Source organism: Pseudomonas morbosilactucae (genome assembly GCF_023241665.1).
Lineage (GTDB): Bacteria > Pseudomonadota > Gammaproteobacteria > Pseudomonadales > Pseudomonadaceae > Aquipseudomonas > Aquipseudomonas morbosilactucae.
The window spans coordinates 24,100-38,021 of sequence record NZ_JALQCX010000013.1; the positions used below are offsets into that span (position 1 = coordinate 24,100).

At 61.8% G+C, this 13,922-nt stretch carries 13 protein-coding genes; 4 read left to right on the forward strand and 9 right to left on the reverse strand.

Annotated features, from left to right (window positions below; translation table 11 throughout):
- Positions 1 to 132: 132 nt before the first annotated feature.
- From M1B35_RS09620 to M1B35_RS09645, 6 genes are all read right to left on the reverse strand, one after another.
- Positions 133 to 654, reverse strand: a complete 522-nt coding sequence (locus tag M1B35_RS09620; protein WP_268261786.1) for a helix-turn-helix transcriptional regulator — start codon at positions 652 to 654, stop codon at positions 133 to 135.
- Between the two features lie 2 nt (positions 655 to 656).
- Positions 657 to 938: a hypothetical protein gene (locus M1B35_RS09625; RefSeq protein ID WP_268261787.1), complete on the reverse strand. Its 282-nt coding sequence runs from the start codon at positions 936 to 938 to the stop codon at positions 657 to 659.
- Positions 939 to 1,226: 288 nt separating this feature from the next.
- Positions 1,227 to 2,804, reverse strand: a complete 1,578-nt coding sequence (gene guaA, locus M1B35_RS09630; protein ID WP_123328745.1) for a glutamine-hydrolyzing GMP synthase — start codon at positions 2,802 to 2,804, stop codon at positions 1,227 to 1,229.
- Positions 2,805 to 2,933: 129 nt separating this feature from the next.
- Positions 2,934 to 4,403: an IMP dehydrogenase gene (guaB, locus tag M1B35_RS09635; protein WP_123328746.1), complete on the reverse strand. Its 1,470-nt coding sequence runs from the start codon at positions 4,401 to 4,403 to the stop codon at positions 2,934 to 2,936.
- Between the two features lie 205 nt (positions 4,404 to 4,608).
- Positions 4,609 to 5,157, reverse strand: coding sequence for a sugar ABC transporter ATPase (locus M1B35_RS09640; protein ID WP_123328747.1), 549 nt, complete (start codon positions 5,155 to 5,157; stop codon positions 4,609 to 4,611).
- 132 nt (positions 5,158 to 5,289) lie between these two features.
- The gene (locus M1B35_RS09645; RefSeq protein WP_123328748.1) at positions 5,290 to 6,057 is read right to left on the reverse strand and encodes a sulfite exporter TauE/SafE family protein; all 768 of its coding nucleotides are present in this window, start codon (positions 6,055 to 6,057) and stop codon (positions 5,290 to 5,292) included.
- A gap of 101 nt (positions 6,058 to 6,158) precedes the next feature.
- Between M1B35_RS09645 and M1B35_RS09650 the strand changes: the two genes are divergently transcribed.
- The 4 genes from M1B35_RS09650 (at position 6,159) to leuA (ending at position 11,361) form a co-directional block, all read left to right on the forward strand.
- Positions 6,159 to 7,061 carry a LysR family transcriptional regulator gene (locus M1B35_RS09650; protein ID WP_268261788.1) on the forward strand — a complete coding sequence of 301 codons (903 nt, stop codon included), beginning with the start codon at positions 6,159 to 6,161 and terminating at the stop codon, positions 7,059 to 7,061.
- A 60-nt stretch (positions 7,062 to 7,121) separates the two neighbouring features.
- Positions 7,122 to 8,501: an exodeoxyribonuclease VII large subunit gene (gene xseA / locus M1B35_RS09655; RefSeq protein ID WP_268261789.1), complete on the forward strand. Its 1,380-nt coding sequence runs from the start codon at positions 7,122 to 7,124 to the stop codon at positions 8,499 to 8,501.
- Between the two features lie 3 nt (positions 8,502 to 8,504).
- The gene (locus tag M1B35_RS09660) at positions 8,505 to 9,326 is read left to right on the forward strand and encodes a peptidoglycan DD-metalloendopeptidase family protein (RefSeq protein ID WP_268261790.1); all 822 of its coding nucleotides are present in this window, start codon (positions 8,505 to 8,507) and stop codon (positions 9,324 to 9,326) included.
- Between the two features lie 355 nt (positions 9,327 to 9,681).
- Positions 9,682 to 11,361 (forward strand): 2-isopropylmalate synthase, encoded by a 1,680-nt coding sequence (leuA, locus tag M1B35_RS09665; RefSeq protein WP_123328752.1) that lies wholly within the window; start codon positions 9,682 to 9,684, stop codon positions 11,359 to 11,361.
- 96 nt (positions 11,362 to 11,457) lie between these two features.
- Here the strand turns inward: leuA and M1B35_RS09670 are convergent, their stop codons facing one another.
- The 3 genes from M1B35_RS09670 to M1B35_RS09680 form a co-directional block, all read right to left on the reverse strand.
- A complete protein-coding gene (locus tag M1B35_RS09670) occupies positions 11,458 to 11,868 on the reverse strand; it encodes a hypothetical protein (RefSeq protein WP_268261791.1) in 411 nt (136 codons plus the stop codon).
- Positions 11,869 to 11,935: 67 nt separating this feature from the next.
- Positions 11,936 to 12,727 carry an amidohydrolase gene (locus M1B35_RS09675; protein WP_268261792.1) on the reverse strand — a complete coding sequence of 264 codons (792 nt, stop codon included), beginning with the start codon at positions 12,725 to 12,727 and terminating at the stop codon, positions 11,936 to 11,938.
- Complete coding sequence (locus tag M1B35_RS09680) at positions 12,715 to 13,863, reverse strand: pyridoxal phosphate-dependent aminotransferase (RefSeq protein WP_268261793.1); 1,149 nt, start codon at positions 13,861 to 13,863, stop codon at positions 12,715 to 12,717. Before M1B35_RS09680 ends, M1B35_RS09675 begins: the two co-directional genes overlap by 13 nt.
- Between the last annotated feature and the right edge of the window lie 59 nt (positions 13,864 to 13,922).

The following is a 13,922-nucleotide window of genomic DNA, read 5'->3' on the forward strand; positions in this document are numbered from 1 at the left end:
GGACTCAACTACCTCACGTATCCGCGGCGGACCCAGGCCCGCAAAAGGCGAATACGATACACCCGCAGTTGAGAAACAGTAAGGGCGGCGCGGCAAGCGGCCGCACCGTCCCGCTCCGAAATCACCCCTGGGTCAATCCAGCAACGCCATCAGCACCGCACTCAAGGGCCCGGTCCGCCGCAACTCTTTGGCGGTGTTCACCTGCTGAGCGATGCGCGCCACTTCGATCACCGGGTGTTGCAGTGCGTAGCCGCCCTTGTTGTCCAGCCAGGTGAGGACCTCCGCCAGGTGCCACAGCGAAACCTGGCCTTCGTGGATCGCCAGGGGAAAGCGGCTGCCATGGCTGAGCATCAGCTTGCGCATGTTCTGCCGAGACACACCGACGATATCGGCAAGGTCACTGAGCCCGACAACATCTGGGCCGGCTTCCACCAGCCGCGCCTCGGGGATGATCTGCTTGATATCCCCCAGGGCACTGAGCATCGCGGCCTCAGCGCTGCCGGCCTCGCGGCAGAACTCCAGGGCCAGGCGGCCCGCCAGCCCGGCCCCCACCAGGGCATCGGTGCAACCGCCAGCGCCCAGGCGCTCGACCAACGGACCCGGGTCACAGTCGTCGGCGGGTAACAGATAGTTAAGGGTAAACAGGTATTCCATGGTCAAAACTCCCGACCAGGCGTCGGGACCCTGCCGCCCCGCACCTGATTCAACGTGCAGCTATCAATCACCCGGCACAACGCCCGCGCATGGGACGCGGGGTTCGTCGGCGTACGCCACACACTGGTGATACAGAACTCTCCGCAGCCACAGACCTCACTGTTGTAGGGGCAGTAGAGCCTGCCCCACCCATGGCTGCCGCCGACCTCAATTCGCCATCCCTGCCACTCGGCGTAACGCAGGGCCATTTCGATGTCTTGCTGGGGATGCCTTGCACGAGCCATCCGTGGCCTCCAGTCTCATCAGCCAGAATATGTTGTCAGCTGACAACCATACAAAAAGCGAACAATCCCGCTCAGCGGCTACACCGCACAGGTTTCAGTCGGAGGGGACATCTGAAGACTACACAGAGGGCGCTACGAAGGCCCGGGGCAACCCTTTCCTGATATTGCCAAAAGCCGGGACAAGGGGATTTCTACAGGTCCAGAAACACAAATGGCGATCGACACCCGAAGGTCTCGATCGCCATGGTTCAAGCTGGAGGGATCGCTAAGCGATCTCTCGGGGCCCGATCATTCCCACTCAATGGTCGCCGGCGGCTTGCTCGACACGTCATAAGTCACGCGGGAGATGCCTTCGATCTCGTTGATGATCCGGCCGCTGACGGTTTCCAGCAGCTCGTAAGGCAGGTGCGCCCAACGGGCGGTCATGAAGTCGATGGTTTCTACCGCACGCAGGGCCACGACCCACGCGTAACGACGGCCATCGCCGACCACGCCCACGGATTTCACCGGCTGGAACACCACGAACGCCTGGCTGACCTTGTGGTACCAGTCGGCCTTGCGCAGTTCTTCGATGAAGATGTGGTCGGCGCGACGCAGCAGGTCGGCGTATTCCTTCTTCACTTCACCGAGGATCCGCACACCCAGGCCCGGGCCCGGGAATGGGTGGCGGTAGACCATGTCGTACGGCAGGCCCAGTTCCAGACCCAGACGACGGACTTCGTCCTTGAACAGCTCACGCAGCGGCTCAACCAGCTTGAGGTTCATTTCCTCAGGCAGGCCACCCACGTTGTGGTGGGACTTGATCACGTGGGCCTTGCCGCTCTTGGCGCCGGCCGACTCGATCACGTCGGGGTAGATGGTGCCTTGGGCGAGGTACTTGATGTTCTCCAGTTTGTTGGACTGGGCATCGAAGACGTCGATGAAGGTACGACCGATGATCTTGCGCTTCTTCTCCGGGTCGGACTCGCCGGCCAGGTTGTTCAAGAACTGATCTTCAGCGTTGGCACGGATCACCTTGACGCCCATATTCTCGGCGAACATGGCCATCACTTGCTCGCCTTCGTGCAGGCGCAGCAGGCCGTTGTCGACGAAGACGCAGGTCAGCTGGTCGCCGATGGCCTTGTGCAGCAGGGCCGCAACCACGGAGGAGTCCACGCCGCCGGACAGGCCCAGCAGGACGTTGTCGGTGCCGACCTGGGCGCGCACCTGGGCGATGGCGTCTTCAGCGATTTTCGATGGAGTCCACAGAGCTTCACACTCGCAGATGTCGAGAATGAAGCGCGACAGGATGCGACCGCCTTGCTTGGTGTGGGTCACTTCCGGGTGGAACTGCACGCCGTAGTAACGACGCTCGTCGCTGAACATGCCAGCGATCGGGCAGCTCGGGGTGCTGGCCAGGATGTGGAAGTCTTCCGGCATCTTGGTGACTTTGTCACCGTGGCTCATCCACACGTCGAGGCCGAACAGGCCGTCGGCGTCAACGTGGTCTTCGATGCCGTCCAGCAGGCGGCTCTTGCCGACCACATCCACACGGGCATAACCGAATTCACGCAGTTCGGAACCTTCGACCTTGCCGCCCAGTTGCTCGGCCATGGTCTGCATGCCGTAGCAGATACCGAAGACCGGGACGCCCAGGTCAAAGACGGCTTGCGGGCAGCGCGGGCTGTTGGCTTCGTGCACAGACTCGGGACCGCCGGCGAGGATCACACCTTTGGGGGCGAATTCGCGAATCGCGTCCTCGTCCATGTCGAACGGATGCAGTTCGCAGTACACACCGATTTCACGCACGCGGCGGGCAATCAATTGGGTGTATTGCGAACCGAAGTCGAGGATCAGGATGCGGTGAGCGTGAATATCGAGGGCCATGGGAGGAACTCTTTAAAAGCAGTTGCAAGCTTCGAGCTGCAAGCTGCAAGTAATAGGGGGACTGCGCGGTAACTGCGTGGAGGCAGTTACCGCTTGCAGCTTATAACTTGTGGCTTTTAGCTGTCGGCGTTAGCCGACCCGATAATTCGGCGCTTCTTTGGTGATCTGCACGTCGTGCACGTGGGACTCAGCCATGCCTGCACCGGTGATCCGCACGAATTCAGGCTTGGTGCGCATTTCTTCGATATCGGCGCTGCCGGTGTAACCCATCGAGGAACGCAGGCCACCCATCAGTTGATGGATGATGGCGGTCAGGCTGCCCTTGTAAGGAACACGGCCTTCGATACCTTCCGGCACCAGCTTCTCGGCACCCGCGGAGGAGTCCTGGAAGTAGCGGTCGGAAGAACCTTGCGCCTGGGACATGGCGCCCAGCGAGCCCATGCCACGGTAAGCCTTGTAGGAACGGCCCTGGAACAGTTCGATCTCGCCTGGCGCCTCTTCGGTACCGGCGAACATCGAGCCCATCATCACGCAGGAAGCACCCGCCACGATGGCCTTGGACAGGTCACCGGAGAAGCGGATACCGCCGTCGGCGATCAGTGGCACGCCAGTGCCTTCCAGCGCAGCAGCCACATTGGCGATCGCGCTGATTTGCGGAACACCGACGCCAGCCACGATACGGGTGGTGCAGATCGAGCCAGGGCCGATACCGACCTTGACCGCGTCAGCGCCGGCTTCAGCCAGGGCCTTGGCCGCAGCGCCGGTGGCGATGTTGCCGCCGATGACCTGCACTTCAGGGAAGTTCTGCTTGACCCAACGTACGCGGTCGATCACGCCTTTGGAGTGACCGTGAGCGGTGTCGACCACCACCACGTCAACACCAGCAGCCACCAGGGCGGCAACACGGTCGCCCGTGTCTTTGCCGGTGCCCACGGCCGCGCCCACACGCAGACGACCTTGGTCGTCCTTGCTGGCCAGCGGGTAAGCCTTGGCTTTTTCGATGTCGTTGACAGTCATCATGCCTTTCAGGGTGAAGGCAGCGTCGACGATCAGCACACGCTCGATACGGTGTTTGTGCAGCAGCTCACGCACGTCTTTCTTGTCAGCGCCTTCGTTGACAGTGACCAGGCGCTCTTTAGGCGTCATCACTTCACGAACGGTGGCTTCCAGACGGTTCTCGAAACGCACGTCACGGGAAGTGACGATGCCGACCAGGTCGCCATCGTGCAGCACCGGAACGCCGGAGATGTTGTGCTGGCGGGTCAGTTCGAACAGATCACGTACGGTGGCGTCGGCCTCGATGGTAATCGGGTCCTTGACCACGCCGGCTTCGAAGCGCTTGACCTTGCGCACTTCGGCAGCCTGCTGCTCGATAGTCATGTTCTTGTGGATGATGCCGATGCCGCCTTCCTGAGCCATGGCAATGGCCAGACGGGCTTCAGTGACGGTGTCCATGGCGGCAGAAACCAGTGGAATATTCAGCTCAATGCCACGGGTCAAACGGGTCTTCAGACTGACTTCGTTAGGAAGCACCTCGGAATAACCGGGTACTAAGAGAATGTCGTCAAAGGTGAGGGCTTCTTGGCTGATACGCAGCATCGCGGGGGCTCCCGGGCGGGAAAATGGAAGCGCGCCATTATACTGAGACAGCCCCTCGGGCTCAATGTAAAACTCTGTCTAATATCGCTGGAGTGATAGATGGGGATCCCGCCCCTGACTGCAGGGGCGGGCTTGCCAGCGAAATGGGGCCCCACGGTGTTCACACAGAGGTTTTCACCGACAAGTCGGCCCCGCCGAGAAAGCCCTAGAGTTCGACCTTCACCCAACTCACCGGCAAGTCCAGCCAGTCGGCGAATTCGTCGATAAAGCTCTGCTTGAAGCCCGCCTCTGCCCAGTTGTTGAAGATGAACCCCAGGTTGGAAAAGCCGCACTCCTGAAGAAACAGAAAGCCGTTGATGTCATCTTCATGCCCGCACTCGGGGCAGGTGAAGTTGTCGGTGCGCCCAGGCATCCACTCCTCCAGGCTCTCGAACAGCGCCTCACCGACCTCCTGCCGACACTCGGCGCAACCGGCCTCTTCGAGAAAGCCCTTGGCCGGGGTATAGATGCAGCGCTTGGTGATGATCTCCAGGCCATTGATTGGCTCGCCAAAAGGCAACGCCTCCGGGTGCAGCACCACCGCGCGGGCGCCAGGGGCAATGGCATGACCCATGCGATTGCCGGTGCGCCCGCAAGTGCTGAGGTTTTCTTCGATGATGTTCTTGCGCACCAGCCAACGCACAATGGCCCGGGCTCGGGGCTCATGCACCGGCAAGGTGGAAATTTTCGGGACAAGGATGCTTTGGGAGTTCATGGATAAGCCTGGAACGTGCTGAAACAGAGCAAACGCTTTCGCCGAAAAGCCGGCCCCTATCGTCAATTGTAGGAGCCGGCTTGCCGGCGAACGGATTCAAAGGCCCGCAGCTTAATCCCTGAACCCCGCAGGTCAAGTGCTCAGGTAGCGCCCGATCAAGGCAACGCCACTGGCCAGCACCAACCAGGTCACCAAGCGGACAAAAGCCTCCCGAGACAGCTTCATGGTCACGCGCCGGCCTATCCACAACCCCAAGGCCATGGCCGGCAGCAAACAGCCCGCCAACACCAATAAAGGCAACTCGGCATAGACCCCGGCGATCAGGAACAGGCTCAAGCGCACCAAGGTGCTGCAACTGATCAGCGCGCTCTGGGTAGCCCGCGCCGGCTCCTTGGGCAGACGGCTGTTGAGGTAAATGGCATATAAAAAGCCGCCGCTGCCAAACAAGGCCCCAAACAGCCCGCCCACCACGCCCATAGGCACCGCCCAGCCCGCCGCCAACTGCGTGGGCCGAGCCTTTACCCAAAGGCTGTAGACGGCATAGGCGCTGATAAACAGCCCCATCAACAGCAGCAAGAGGTCGGACTTGAGGTTGAGCAGGAAGATCACGCCCAAGGTGCAGCCCACGGCCATGCACGGCAACAAGCGCAGTAACTCGGCCCTGGCCACGTCCTTGCGCGACGGCAGCAGGTTGCCAAAGGCTGCGACAAAATCCAGCAACACCAACAGCGGCACGATTTTCGACAGCGGCATAAACAGAATCAGGACCGGCCCCGCCACCAGCGCGGTGCCAAAACCGGCGATGCCGAACACGATGTACGCCAGGACGATGCCCACGCCAATCGCCAGCCAGGCCTGGGGCCCGAAGGCCCATTGCTGCAACAACTCGATAACACCCATGTGCGCCACATCCTCAGCCGGTATCGAATGACTTTAGCCAGCCGCGAACCTTGCGACTAATATCGTCGTAGTCGCCAACCCATCGCAAAAAGGCATGACTCGTGATCTCAACTCGCCAACTGCGCTACTTCGTGGAAATTGCCGAGTGCGGCAGTTTCAGCGCCGCCGCCGAGCGGCTGTTCGTCGCCCAGTCGGCCCTGAGCCGGCAGATCAAAGAGCTGGAAAACCAGTTGCAAACGCCGCTGTTCGAACGCACCTCGCGCCTGCCACGGCTGACCGCCGCGGGCGAAGCCTTCTTCCCCAAGGCGCGCAACCTGCTGACCGAATTGCACCAGGCCAGTGAGCTGGCGACCCAGGTGGGCCAGGGCCGGCGCGGAACCTTGCGCCTGAGTCACTCCAGCACTGTGCCCATGAGCGGCCGCCTGCTGAGTGGTATCAGTGCCTACCTGGAACAATGCCCTGACGTGTCGATGGACATGCTCAAGCTGTCCTCGGAAGCGCAGTTGGAAGAACTGGCCGAAGGTCGGCTGGATATCGGCCTGCTGCGCCTGCCCGTGCTGCGGCAGCGGGACGGGGTGCAGATTGTGCCGTTGTTCACCGAACCCTTGCTGCTGGCGGTGCCACCACAACATCCCTTGGCGCAGCATCCGCCCGGCCAGGGGGTGAACCTGGCAGACCTCGAACATGAAGCCTTTATTTCCATCCCACACCCCCAACGGGGTGGCTTGAGTTACCTGTCCGCCGAACTGTGCATGCGCCAGGGCTTCTTTCCCAAGGCCGCGCGGGTGGTGTCGCGCAAGACCACACAGTTGCAACTGATCCAGGCCGGCTTCGGCATCGCCCTGCTGCCGGAGTCGATGCGCGATATCGCACCGCTGAATATCCACTTCCTGCCCCTGGCAGACGCCGCCTGCCAAAGCACCGTGGCCCTCGCCTATCGGCAACAACCGACGCCCCTGGTGGCGCAGTTCGTCGAGCATTTTCGCGCCAGTGTCGCGCGATAGCCGCTGGGCCGTTGTTGCATCCATGGAGATTGTCAGGCGAATGCCATTAAACTGCGCCCCATGATTAAAGATCCCTTTGCAAGACTCGGCCTGGACCGCGAAGTCCTCACTGTCAGCCAACTCAACGGCCGTGCGCGGGTGTTGCTGGAAGACGTGTTCAGCAATATCTGGGTCGAAGGCGAAATCTCCAACCTCGCCCGCCCCGCGTCCGGCCACGTGTATTTCACCCTTAAAGACAGCGGCGCCCAAGTGCGTTGCGCGCTGTTCCGGCAGAACGCGGCGAGGGTCCGCCAGGCCCTCAAGGACGGGCTGGCGGTCAAGGTACGCGGCAAGGTTTCGCTGTTCGAAGGCCGCGGCGACTATCAGCTGATTCTCGATACCGTGGAGCCGGCCGGTGATGGCGCGCTGCGCCTGGCCTTTGATGCGCTGAAGGAAAAGCTCAGCGCCGAGGGCCTGTTCAGCGCCGAACGCAAGGTGCCGCTGCCGGCCCATCCGCAGCGCATCGGCATTATCAGTTCACCGACCGGCGCGGTGATTCGCGACATCATCAGCGTGTTCCGCCGTCGCGCGCCGCAAGTGGCATTGACCTTGATCCCTACCGCCGTGCAAGGCCGCGAGGCGACCGCACAGATCGTCCGCGCCCTGAAACTGGCCGATGCCCGAGGCTTCGATGCCCTGATCCTGGCCCGCGGCGGCGGCTCCCTGGAAGACCTTTGGTGCTTCAACGAAGAAGCCGTGGCCCGGGCCGTGGATGCCTGCATCACGCCCATCGTCAGCGCGGTCGGTCACGAAACCGATGTGTCCATCAGCGACTTCGTGGCTGACGTTCGGGCGCCTACGCCTTCGGCAGCGGCCGAACTCTTGGCACCGGATTCCAGCGACCTGCAACGCCGGGTTGAGAGCCTTGAGCGCCGCCTGATGATGCGCATTCGCGATCGCCTGATGCGCGACCGCCTGCGCCTGGAAGGCCTGGCCCGGCGCCTGCGCCATCCCGGTGAGCGCCTGCGCCAGCAAGCCCAGCGCCTGGACGACCTGGACATGCGAATGCGCCGAGCCTTCGAGCGCAACCTCAATACCCGCCGCGAACGCCTGATCCGCCTGGAAACCCGACTCGCCGGCCATCACCCGGGGCGCCAACTGGCGCTGTTGCGTCAACGCCTGGAAAGCCTCGCCGAACGCCTGCCCCGGGCCATGGGCGAAGGCCTGAAATCCCGGCGCCTGCAACTGCAAAGCCAGGTGCAGACCCTGCACGTGGTCAGCCCGCTGGCGACCTTGGGCCGTGGCTACAGCATCCTTTTGGACGAACGCGGCCACGCCATTCGCAACGCCGAGCAAACCCGCCCGGGCCAACGCCTCAAGGCACGGCTCGGCGAAGGCGAACTGCAGGTGCGGGTCGAAGACAACCACCTGACGCCTGTCACCCTCTCTTTACTGGATTGATCCATGCCGCGTTTTCTTTGCTCCCTGTTGCTGCTGTGCCTGACCTTCACTGCCCATGCCGACAGCTACATCACCCGCCTGCTGAACAAGCCGGTGCCCGGTGGCGTCGCCGTAGTCAGCCTGGGGGCCGCCAACCAGGCGCCCAAGGCCACCTATGACGGCAAGCCGGTGCTGGTGGTCAAGGAACAGGACAACTGGCTGGCGATTGTCGGCATCCCCCTGACAGTCAAGCCGGGCAACCAGCAGATCAGCGCCGGCGGCCGCTCGCTGAGCTTCGTCGTGGGCAGCAAGAAGTACCCGGAGCAGCGGATCACCCTGAAGAACCAGCGCCAGGTCAACCCCAACCCGGCCGACCTGAAACGCATCGACGGCGAACTGGCCGAACAAATCCGTGCCTACCGCAGTTTCAGCCCCAACACCCCGAGCAACCTGTTGCTGGACAAGCCGGTGAACGGCCCCCTGTCGAGCAAGTTCGGCGTGCGGCGCTTTTTCAACGGTGAGGAGCGCAACCCTCACGCCGGCCTGGACTTCGCCGTGCCGGCAGGCACCCCGATCAAGACGCCAGCCGCCGGCAAGGTGATCCTGACCGGCAACTACTTCTTCAATGGCAACACCGTGTTCGTCGATCATGGCCAGGGCTTTATCAGCATGTTCTGCCACATGTCGAAAATTGACGTGAAGGTCGGCCAGCAACTGACCCGCGGCGCCGTGGTCGGCAAAGTCGGCTCCACCGGTCGCGCCACCGGGCCTCATATGCACTGGAACGTCAGCCTGAATGATGCACGGGTCGATCCGGCGATCTTTATCGGGGCGTTTCAGCCCTGATCCAGAGGCCTGGCCGCTGGCAAGCCGCCCCCACAGGGATTGCGCAGGTGCGAATGACTGCGCAATCTTTGACATTCCATTGAAGAATACCCAGCATAAAATCTCGATATAGCGTCTATTTCGAGTATTCCTCTCAATTTTTTTCCACTGCTTGCCATCTTCCACCCCAGTGGTTAGGGTTGACGCCATGAAAACCTCTCACACCCTCATTCAACGCCGTCAACACCGAAGCCTCTGCCTCGTCAGCGCACGACTGCCAGGCTGAATCGCGGTGCCTCATCCCCCTGCGTCAACACTTCACTCTTGACCCACCGGCAGGCCGCCTCTTTTCGGCCCGGACAATAAGGATTTCCCCATGAGCATGCTCAAAGACCCGTCTTCGAAGTACCGTGCGTTTGCGACCATCAACTTGCCTGACCGCACCTGGCCATCGAAGACCATCACCACCGCGCCGATCTGGTGCAGCTCCGACTTGCGTGATGGCAACCAATCGCTGATCGAGCCGATGGATGCGGTGAAGAAGCTGCGCTTCTGGAAAACCCTGGTCGCCGTGGGCGTGAAAGAAATCGAGGCCTCCTTCCCGGCCGCCTCGCAAACCGACTTCGACTTCGTGCGCACCCTGATCGAAGACGGCCACATCCCGGACGACACCACCATCCAGGTGCTGACCCAGGCCCGTGAAGACTTGATCGCCCGCACCTTCGAATCCCTGCGCGGGGCGAAGAAAGCCATCGTTCACCTGTACAACGCCACCAGCCCATCGTTCCGCCGCATTGTCTTCAACCAGGACAAGGAAGGCGTGAAAGAAATCGCCGTGAACGCTGCCAAGCTGTTCGTCAAATACGCTGCCCAGCAGCCGGAAACCCAGTGGCAGTTCGAGTACTCGCCAGAAACCTTCAGCGCCACCGAACTGGAGTTCGCCAAGGAAGTCTGCGACGCAGTGATCGAAGTCTGGAACCCGACGCCAAGCAACAAGGTGATTCTCAACCTGCCGGCCACTGTGGAAGTCGCCACGCCGAACATCTATGCCGACCAGATCGAATGGTTCGGTCGCCATATCACCCGTCGGGACAGCGTGCTCATCAGCCTGCACACCCACAACGACCGTGGCACCGGCGTAGCCGCCACCGAGTTGGGCCTGATGGCCGGCGCCGACCGTGTCGAAGGCTGCCTGTTCGGCAACGGCGAGCGTACCGGTAACGTCGACCTGGTCACCGTGGCCTTGAACCTCTACACCCAGGGCATCAACCCGGAACTGGATTTCTCCGACATCGACGGCGTGCGCAAAGTCGTGGAAGAGTGCAACCAGATTGCAGTGCACCCACGTCACCCTTATGTCGGCGACCTGGTGCACACCGCGTTCTCCGGCTCCCACCAGGACGCAATCCGCAAGGGCTTCGCCCAGCAGAAATCCGATGCCCTGTGGGAAGTGCCGTACTTGCCGATCGACCCGGCAGACATCGGCCGCAGCTACGAGGCCGTGATCCGTGTCAACAGCCAGTCCGGCAAGGGCGGCATCGCCTACTTGCTGGAGCAGGAATACGGCATCAGCTTGCCGCGTCGCATGCAGATCGAATTCAGCCAAGTGGTGCAGCGTGAAACCGACCGCCTGGGCCTGGAAATGACCGCCCAGCAGATCCACGCCTTGCTCCACAGTGAGTACTTGCAGGCCAACACCCCGTACGCGCTGGTCAGCCACCGCTTGCAGGAAGAGAACGGCCACAGCGCAGTAGAAGTGGAAGTCTCGGGCAAGGGCCAGGGCGAAACCAACCTGCACTGGCGCGGCAAAGGCAACGGTGCTCTGGAAGCCCTGGTAGCCGGCCTGCCGATTCCGGTGGAGATCATGGACTACAACGAGCACGCCATCGGCGCTGGCACCAACGCCAAGGCTGCGGCCTACATCGAACTGCGAGTGAACGGTGAACGTGCCGTGCACGGCGTGGGTATCGATGAAAACATCACCACCGCCAGCTTCAAGGCCCTGTTCAGCGCCCTGAACCGCTCCCTGAGCCAGCTGGACGCCAAAGCGGCCTGATCCACGCAGCCCAATAAAAAGGCCCCGAGGTGCAAACCTCGGGGCCTTTTTTATTAGCCTGAATCACTGACCGAAGCCCGGTGAGCGATTGATGCCTCAAGCGTGGGTATCGACACCGGACGTCGCCTGGACCAAGGCCGCCTGCAGGGTTTGCAGGGTGGCGTTGGTGCCCATGATCTGGGTCTGCAGATTCATCACCTGCTGGGCTTTCTGCTCTGCGTTGGCCTGCCCGCGCTGGGTACCGGCCAGTTGCGCCCGCTGCTGGGTCAGCAACTTCTGGGTGTCTGCGATCTGCTTTTTCAACTGTTCCACAGGATCGCTGGCCGCTTGGGCTGCAGCAGCATCGGTGCTGGCGCTGCTGACGTTGATCTTCAACGAACCGTCTTTCTCAGTCTCGCCTTGCTCAGACACGCCAGCGACGGGACTTTTCTCTTCCTCACCACGAATTTTGGTGCTCGAGGATGGGACCAGATACGGGTTGAAGGTTGTCGCGTTGATACCGGTCATTAAGGCGTCCTCCTAGGGTTTTCCCTATATCGGCGAGCAACCCGCAAACTTGATCAGGCAGAACCGCCTAGGTGAAATGAAACGTATCGGCGTCCAGGTTCGCGGGGAACCGAGTTCGATACGCCGTCAACTCACTGGCACTCAGGCACACCTGGAACACCCCGTCTGCTTCACCAGCGCTGAGCAGGGTCTCGCCCTGGAAGTCCAACACCTGGCTATCACCGGTGTAGGCAAAGCCTTTGCCATCGGTACCGATCCGATTCACTGCCGCCACGTAACACAGGTTCTCGATAGCCCGGGCCGGCAACAGGCGGTTCCAGTGCAGGCGACGTGCCCCCGGCCAATTGGCGGTGTACAGCAGCAAGTCGGTGTCTTGGGCATCCCGGCTCCACACAGGAAAGCGCAAGTCGTAGCAAATCAGCGGCCGAATGCGCCAGCCCTTGAGCTCGAACTGCACTTGGCGCTCGCCCGGGGTGTAGTGGTTGTGCTCACCGGCCATGCGAAACAGGTGGCGCTTGTCGTAGTGCCAGACTTCGCCATCAGGCCGCGCCCACAACAAGCGATTGCGGTGGCTGCCATCGGCGGCGTGGATGATCACGCTGCCGGTGATGACCGTATTCAGCCGTTTCGCCTGGACCCGCAGCCACTGGCTGGTGGGGCCGTTTTCCGCCTCGGCCAGGGTTGCCGACTCCATGGAAAAGCCGGTGGTGAACATCTCCGGGAGGATGATCAGGTCGACGCCCCGGGCCTGCTCGAGCAACTGCTCGAAATGCTCGAGGTTGGCCTGGCGATCATGCCAGGCCAGGGTGGTCTGGATCAGTGCCAGGTTGAGATCGGGCAGTGCTTTCAGATCGCGCATAGTTTTTCCGCTGCCTGACGCAACGTCTCCTCGCGTTTGGCGAAACACAGACGGACCAGTCGCTGTTGCGGCGCCGGGTTCTGATAGAACACCGACACCGGAATGGTCGCCACGCCATGCTCACGGGTCATCCAGATCGACATTTCGACGTCATTCAAATCCGGGCGGATCTGCGAATAGTCCACCAACTGGAAATAGGTACCGGCCACCCGAGTAAAGCTGAAGCGCGATGGGGCCAGCAGGTCGCAGAACAGGTCACGCTTGGCCTGATAGAACGCCGGCAGCTCCTCCACATGTTCCGGGTGTGCAGACATGTAGTCCGCCAGCGCGTACTGCAACGGCGTGACCCCGCAGAAGCTGACGTATTGATGCACTTTGCGCAGCTCAGCACTCAAGGCCGGCGGCGCCACCACGTAACCGGTCTTCCAGCCGGTAACGTGGTAAGTCTTGCCGAACGAACTGACCACAAAGGCACGGGAGTACAGCTCTTCATGGGCGAGGATGCTGACATGGGGCACACCGTCGAACACCAGGTGCTCATACACCTCGTCGCTGACCAGGTAGATGTCGCGGTCACGGATCAGCGCCGCCAGTTGGTCCAGCTCGGCACGGCTGATCAACGCACCGCTGGGGTTGTGCGGGCTGTTGAGGATGATCATCCGCGTGCGCGGGCTCAAGGCATCGCCCAGGGACTGCCAGTCAATGGCAAAGTCCTCGAGGCCCAGTTGCACATGCACACAGCGACCACCGGCCAGCTCCACCGCCGGCTCATAGCTGTCGTAGCACGGGTCAAAGACAATGACTTCGTCACCGGGTTGGATCACTGCCTGAATGGCGCAGAAGATGGCCTGGGTAGCTCCCGGGGTGATGGTCACTTCCGTGTCGGCATTCACCTGAACCCCGTAGCTGCGAGCGATCTTCGCAGCCACTTGCTGACGTAATGCCGGCAACCCGGTCATGGGCGCGTATTGATTATGGCCACTGGCAATGTGCTGGCCAACCGCATCACGCAGCGCCTGGGGGCCATCAAAATCGGGAAAACCCTGGGACAGGTTGAGCGCGCCGGTTTCCACCGCGAGCTGGGACATTTGCGTGAAGATGGTGGTGCCGACATTCGGCAACTTACTGGTGATCATGAGGGTTCCCTGCTGAACACCCGGCTCTACGGCGGCGCGGGAGCTCCCGAGAATAGCCC

Coding starts and splice junctions, on each gene's coding strand:
- M1B35_RS09670 (WP_268261791.1), bottom strand. CDS start 11,868: ATGACCGGTATCAACGCGACAACCTTCAACCCGTATCTGGTCCCATCC.
- guaB (WP_123328746.1), bottom strand. CDS start 4,403: ATGCTGCGTATCAGCCAAGAAGCCCTCACCTTTGACGACATTCTCTTA.
- M1B35_RS09620 (WP_268261786.1), bottom strand. CDS start 654: ATGGAATACCTGTTTACCCTTAACTATCTGTTACCCGCCGACGACTGT.
- M1B35_RS09660 (WP_268261790.1), top strand. CDS start 8,505: ATGCCGCGTTTTCTTTGCTCCCTGTTGCTGCTGTGCCTGACCTTCACT.
- M1B35_RS09640 (WP_123328747.1), bottom strand. CDS start 5,157: ATGAACTCCCAAAGCATCCTTGTCCCGAAAATTTCCACCTTGCCGGTG.
- M1B35_RS09645 (WP_123328748.1), bottom strand. CDS start 6,057: ATGGGTGTTATCGAGTTGTTGCAGCAATGGGCCTTCGGGCCCCAGGCC.
- leuA (WP_123328752.1), top strand. CDS start 9,682: ATGAGCATGCTCAAAGACCCGTCTTCGAAGTACCGTGCGTTTGCGACC.
- xseA (WP_268261789.1), top strand. CDS start 7,122: ATGATTAAAGATCCCTTTGCAAGACTCGGCCTGGACCGCGAAGTCCTC.
- guaA (WP_123328745.1), bottom strand. CDS start 2,804: ATGGCCCTCGATATTCACGCTCACCGCATCCTGATCCTCGACTTCGGT.
- M1B35_RS09625 (WP_268261787.1), bottom strand. CDS start 938: ATGGCTCGTGCAAGGCATCCCCAGCAAGACATCGAAATGGCCCTGCGT.
- M1B35_RS09675 (WP_268261792.1), bottom strand. CDS start 12,727: ATGCGCGATCTGAAAGCACTGCCCGATCTCAACCTGGCACTGATCCAG.
- M1B35_RS09680 (WP_268261793.1), bottom strand. CDS start 13,863: ATGATCACCAGTAAGTTGCCGAATGTCGGCACCACCATCTTCACGCAA.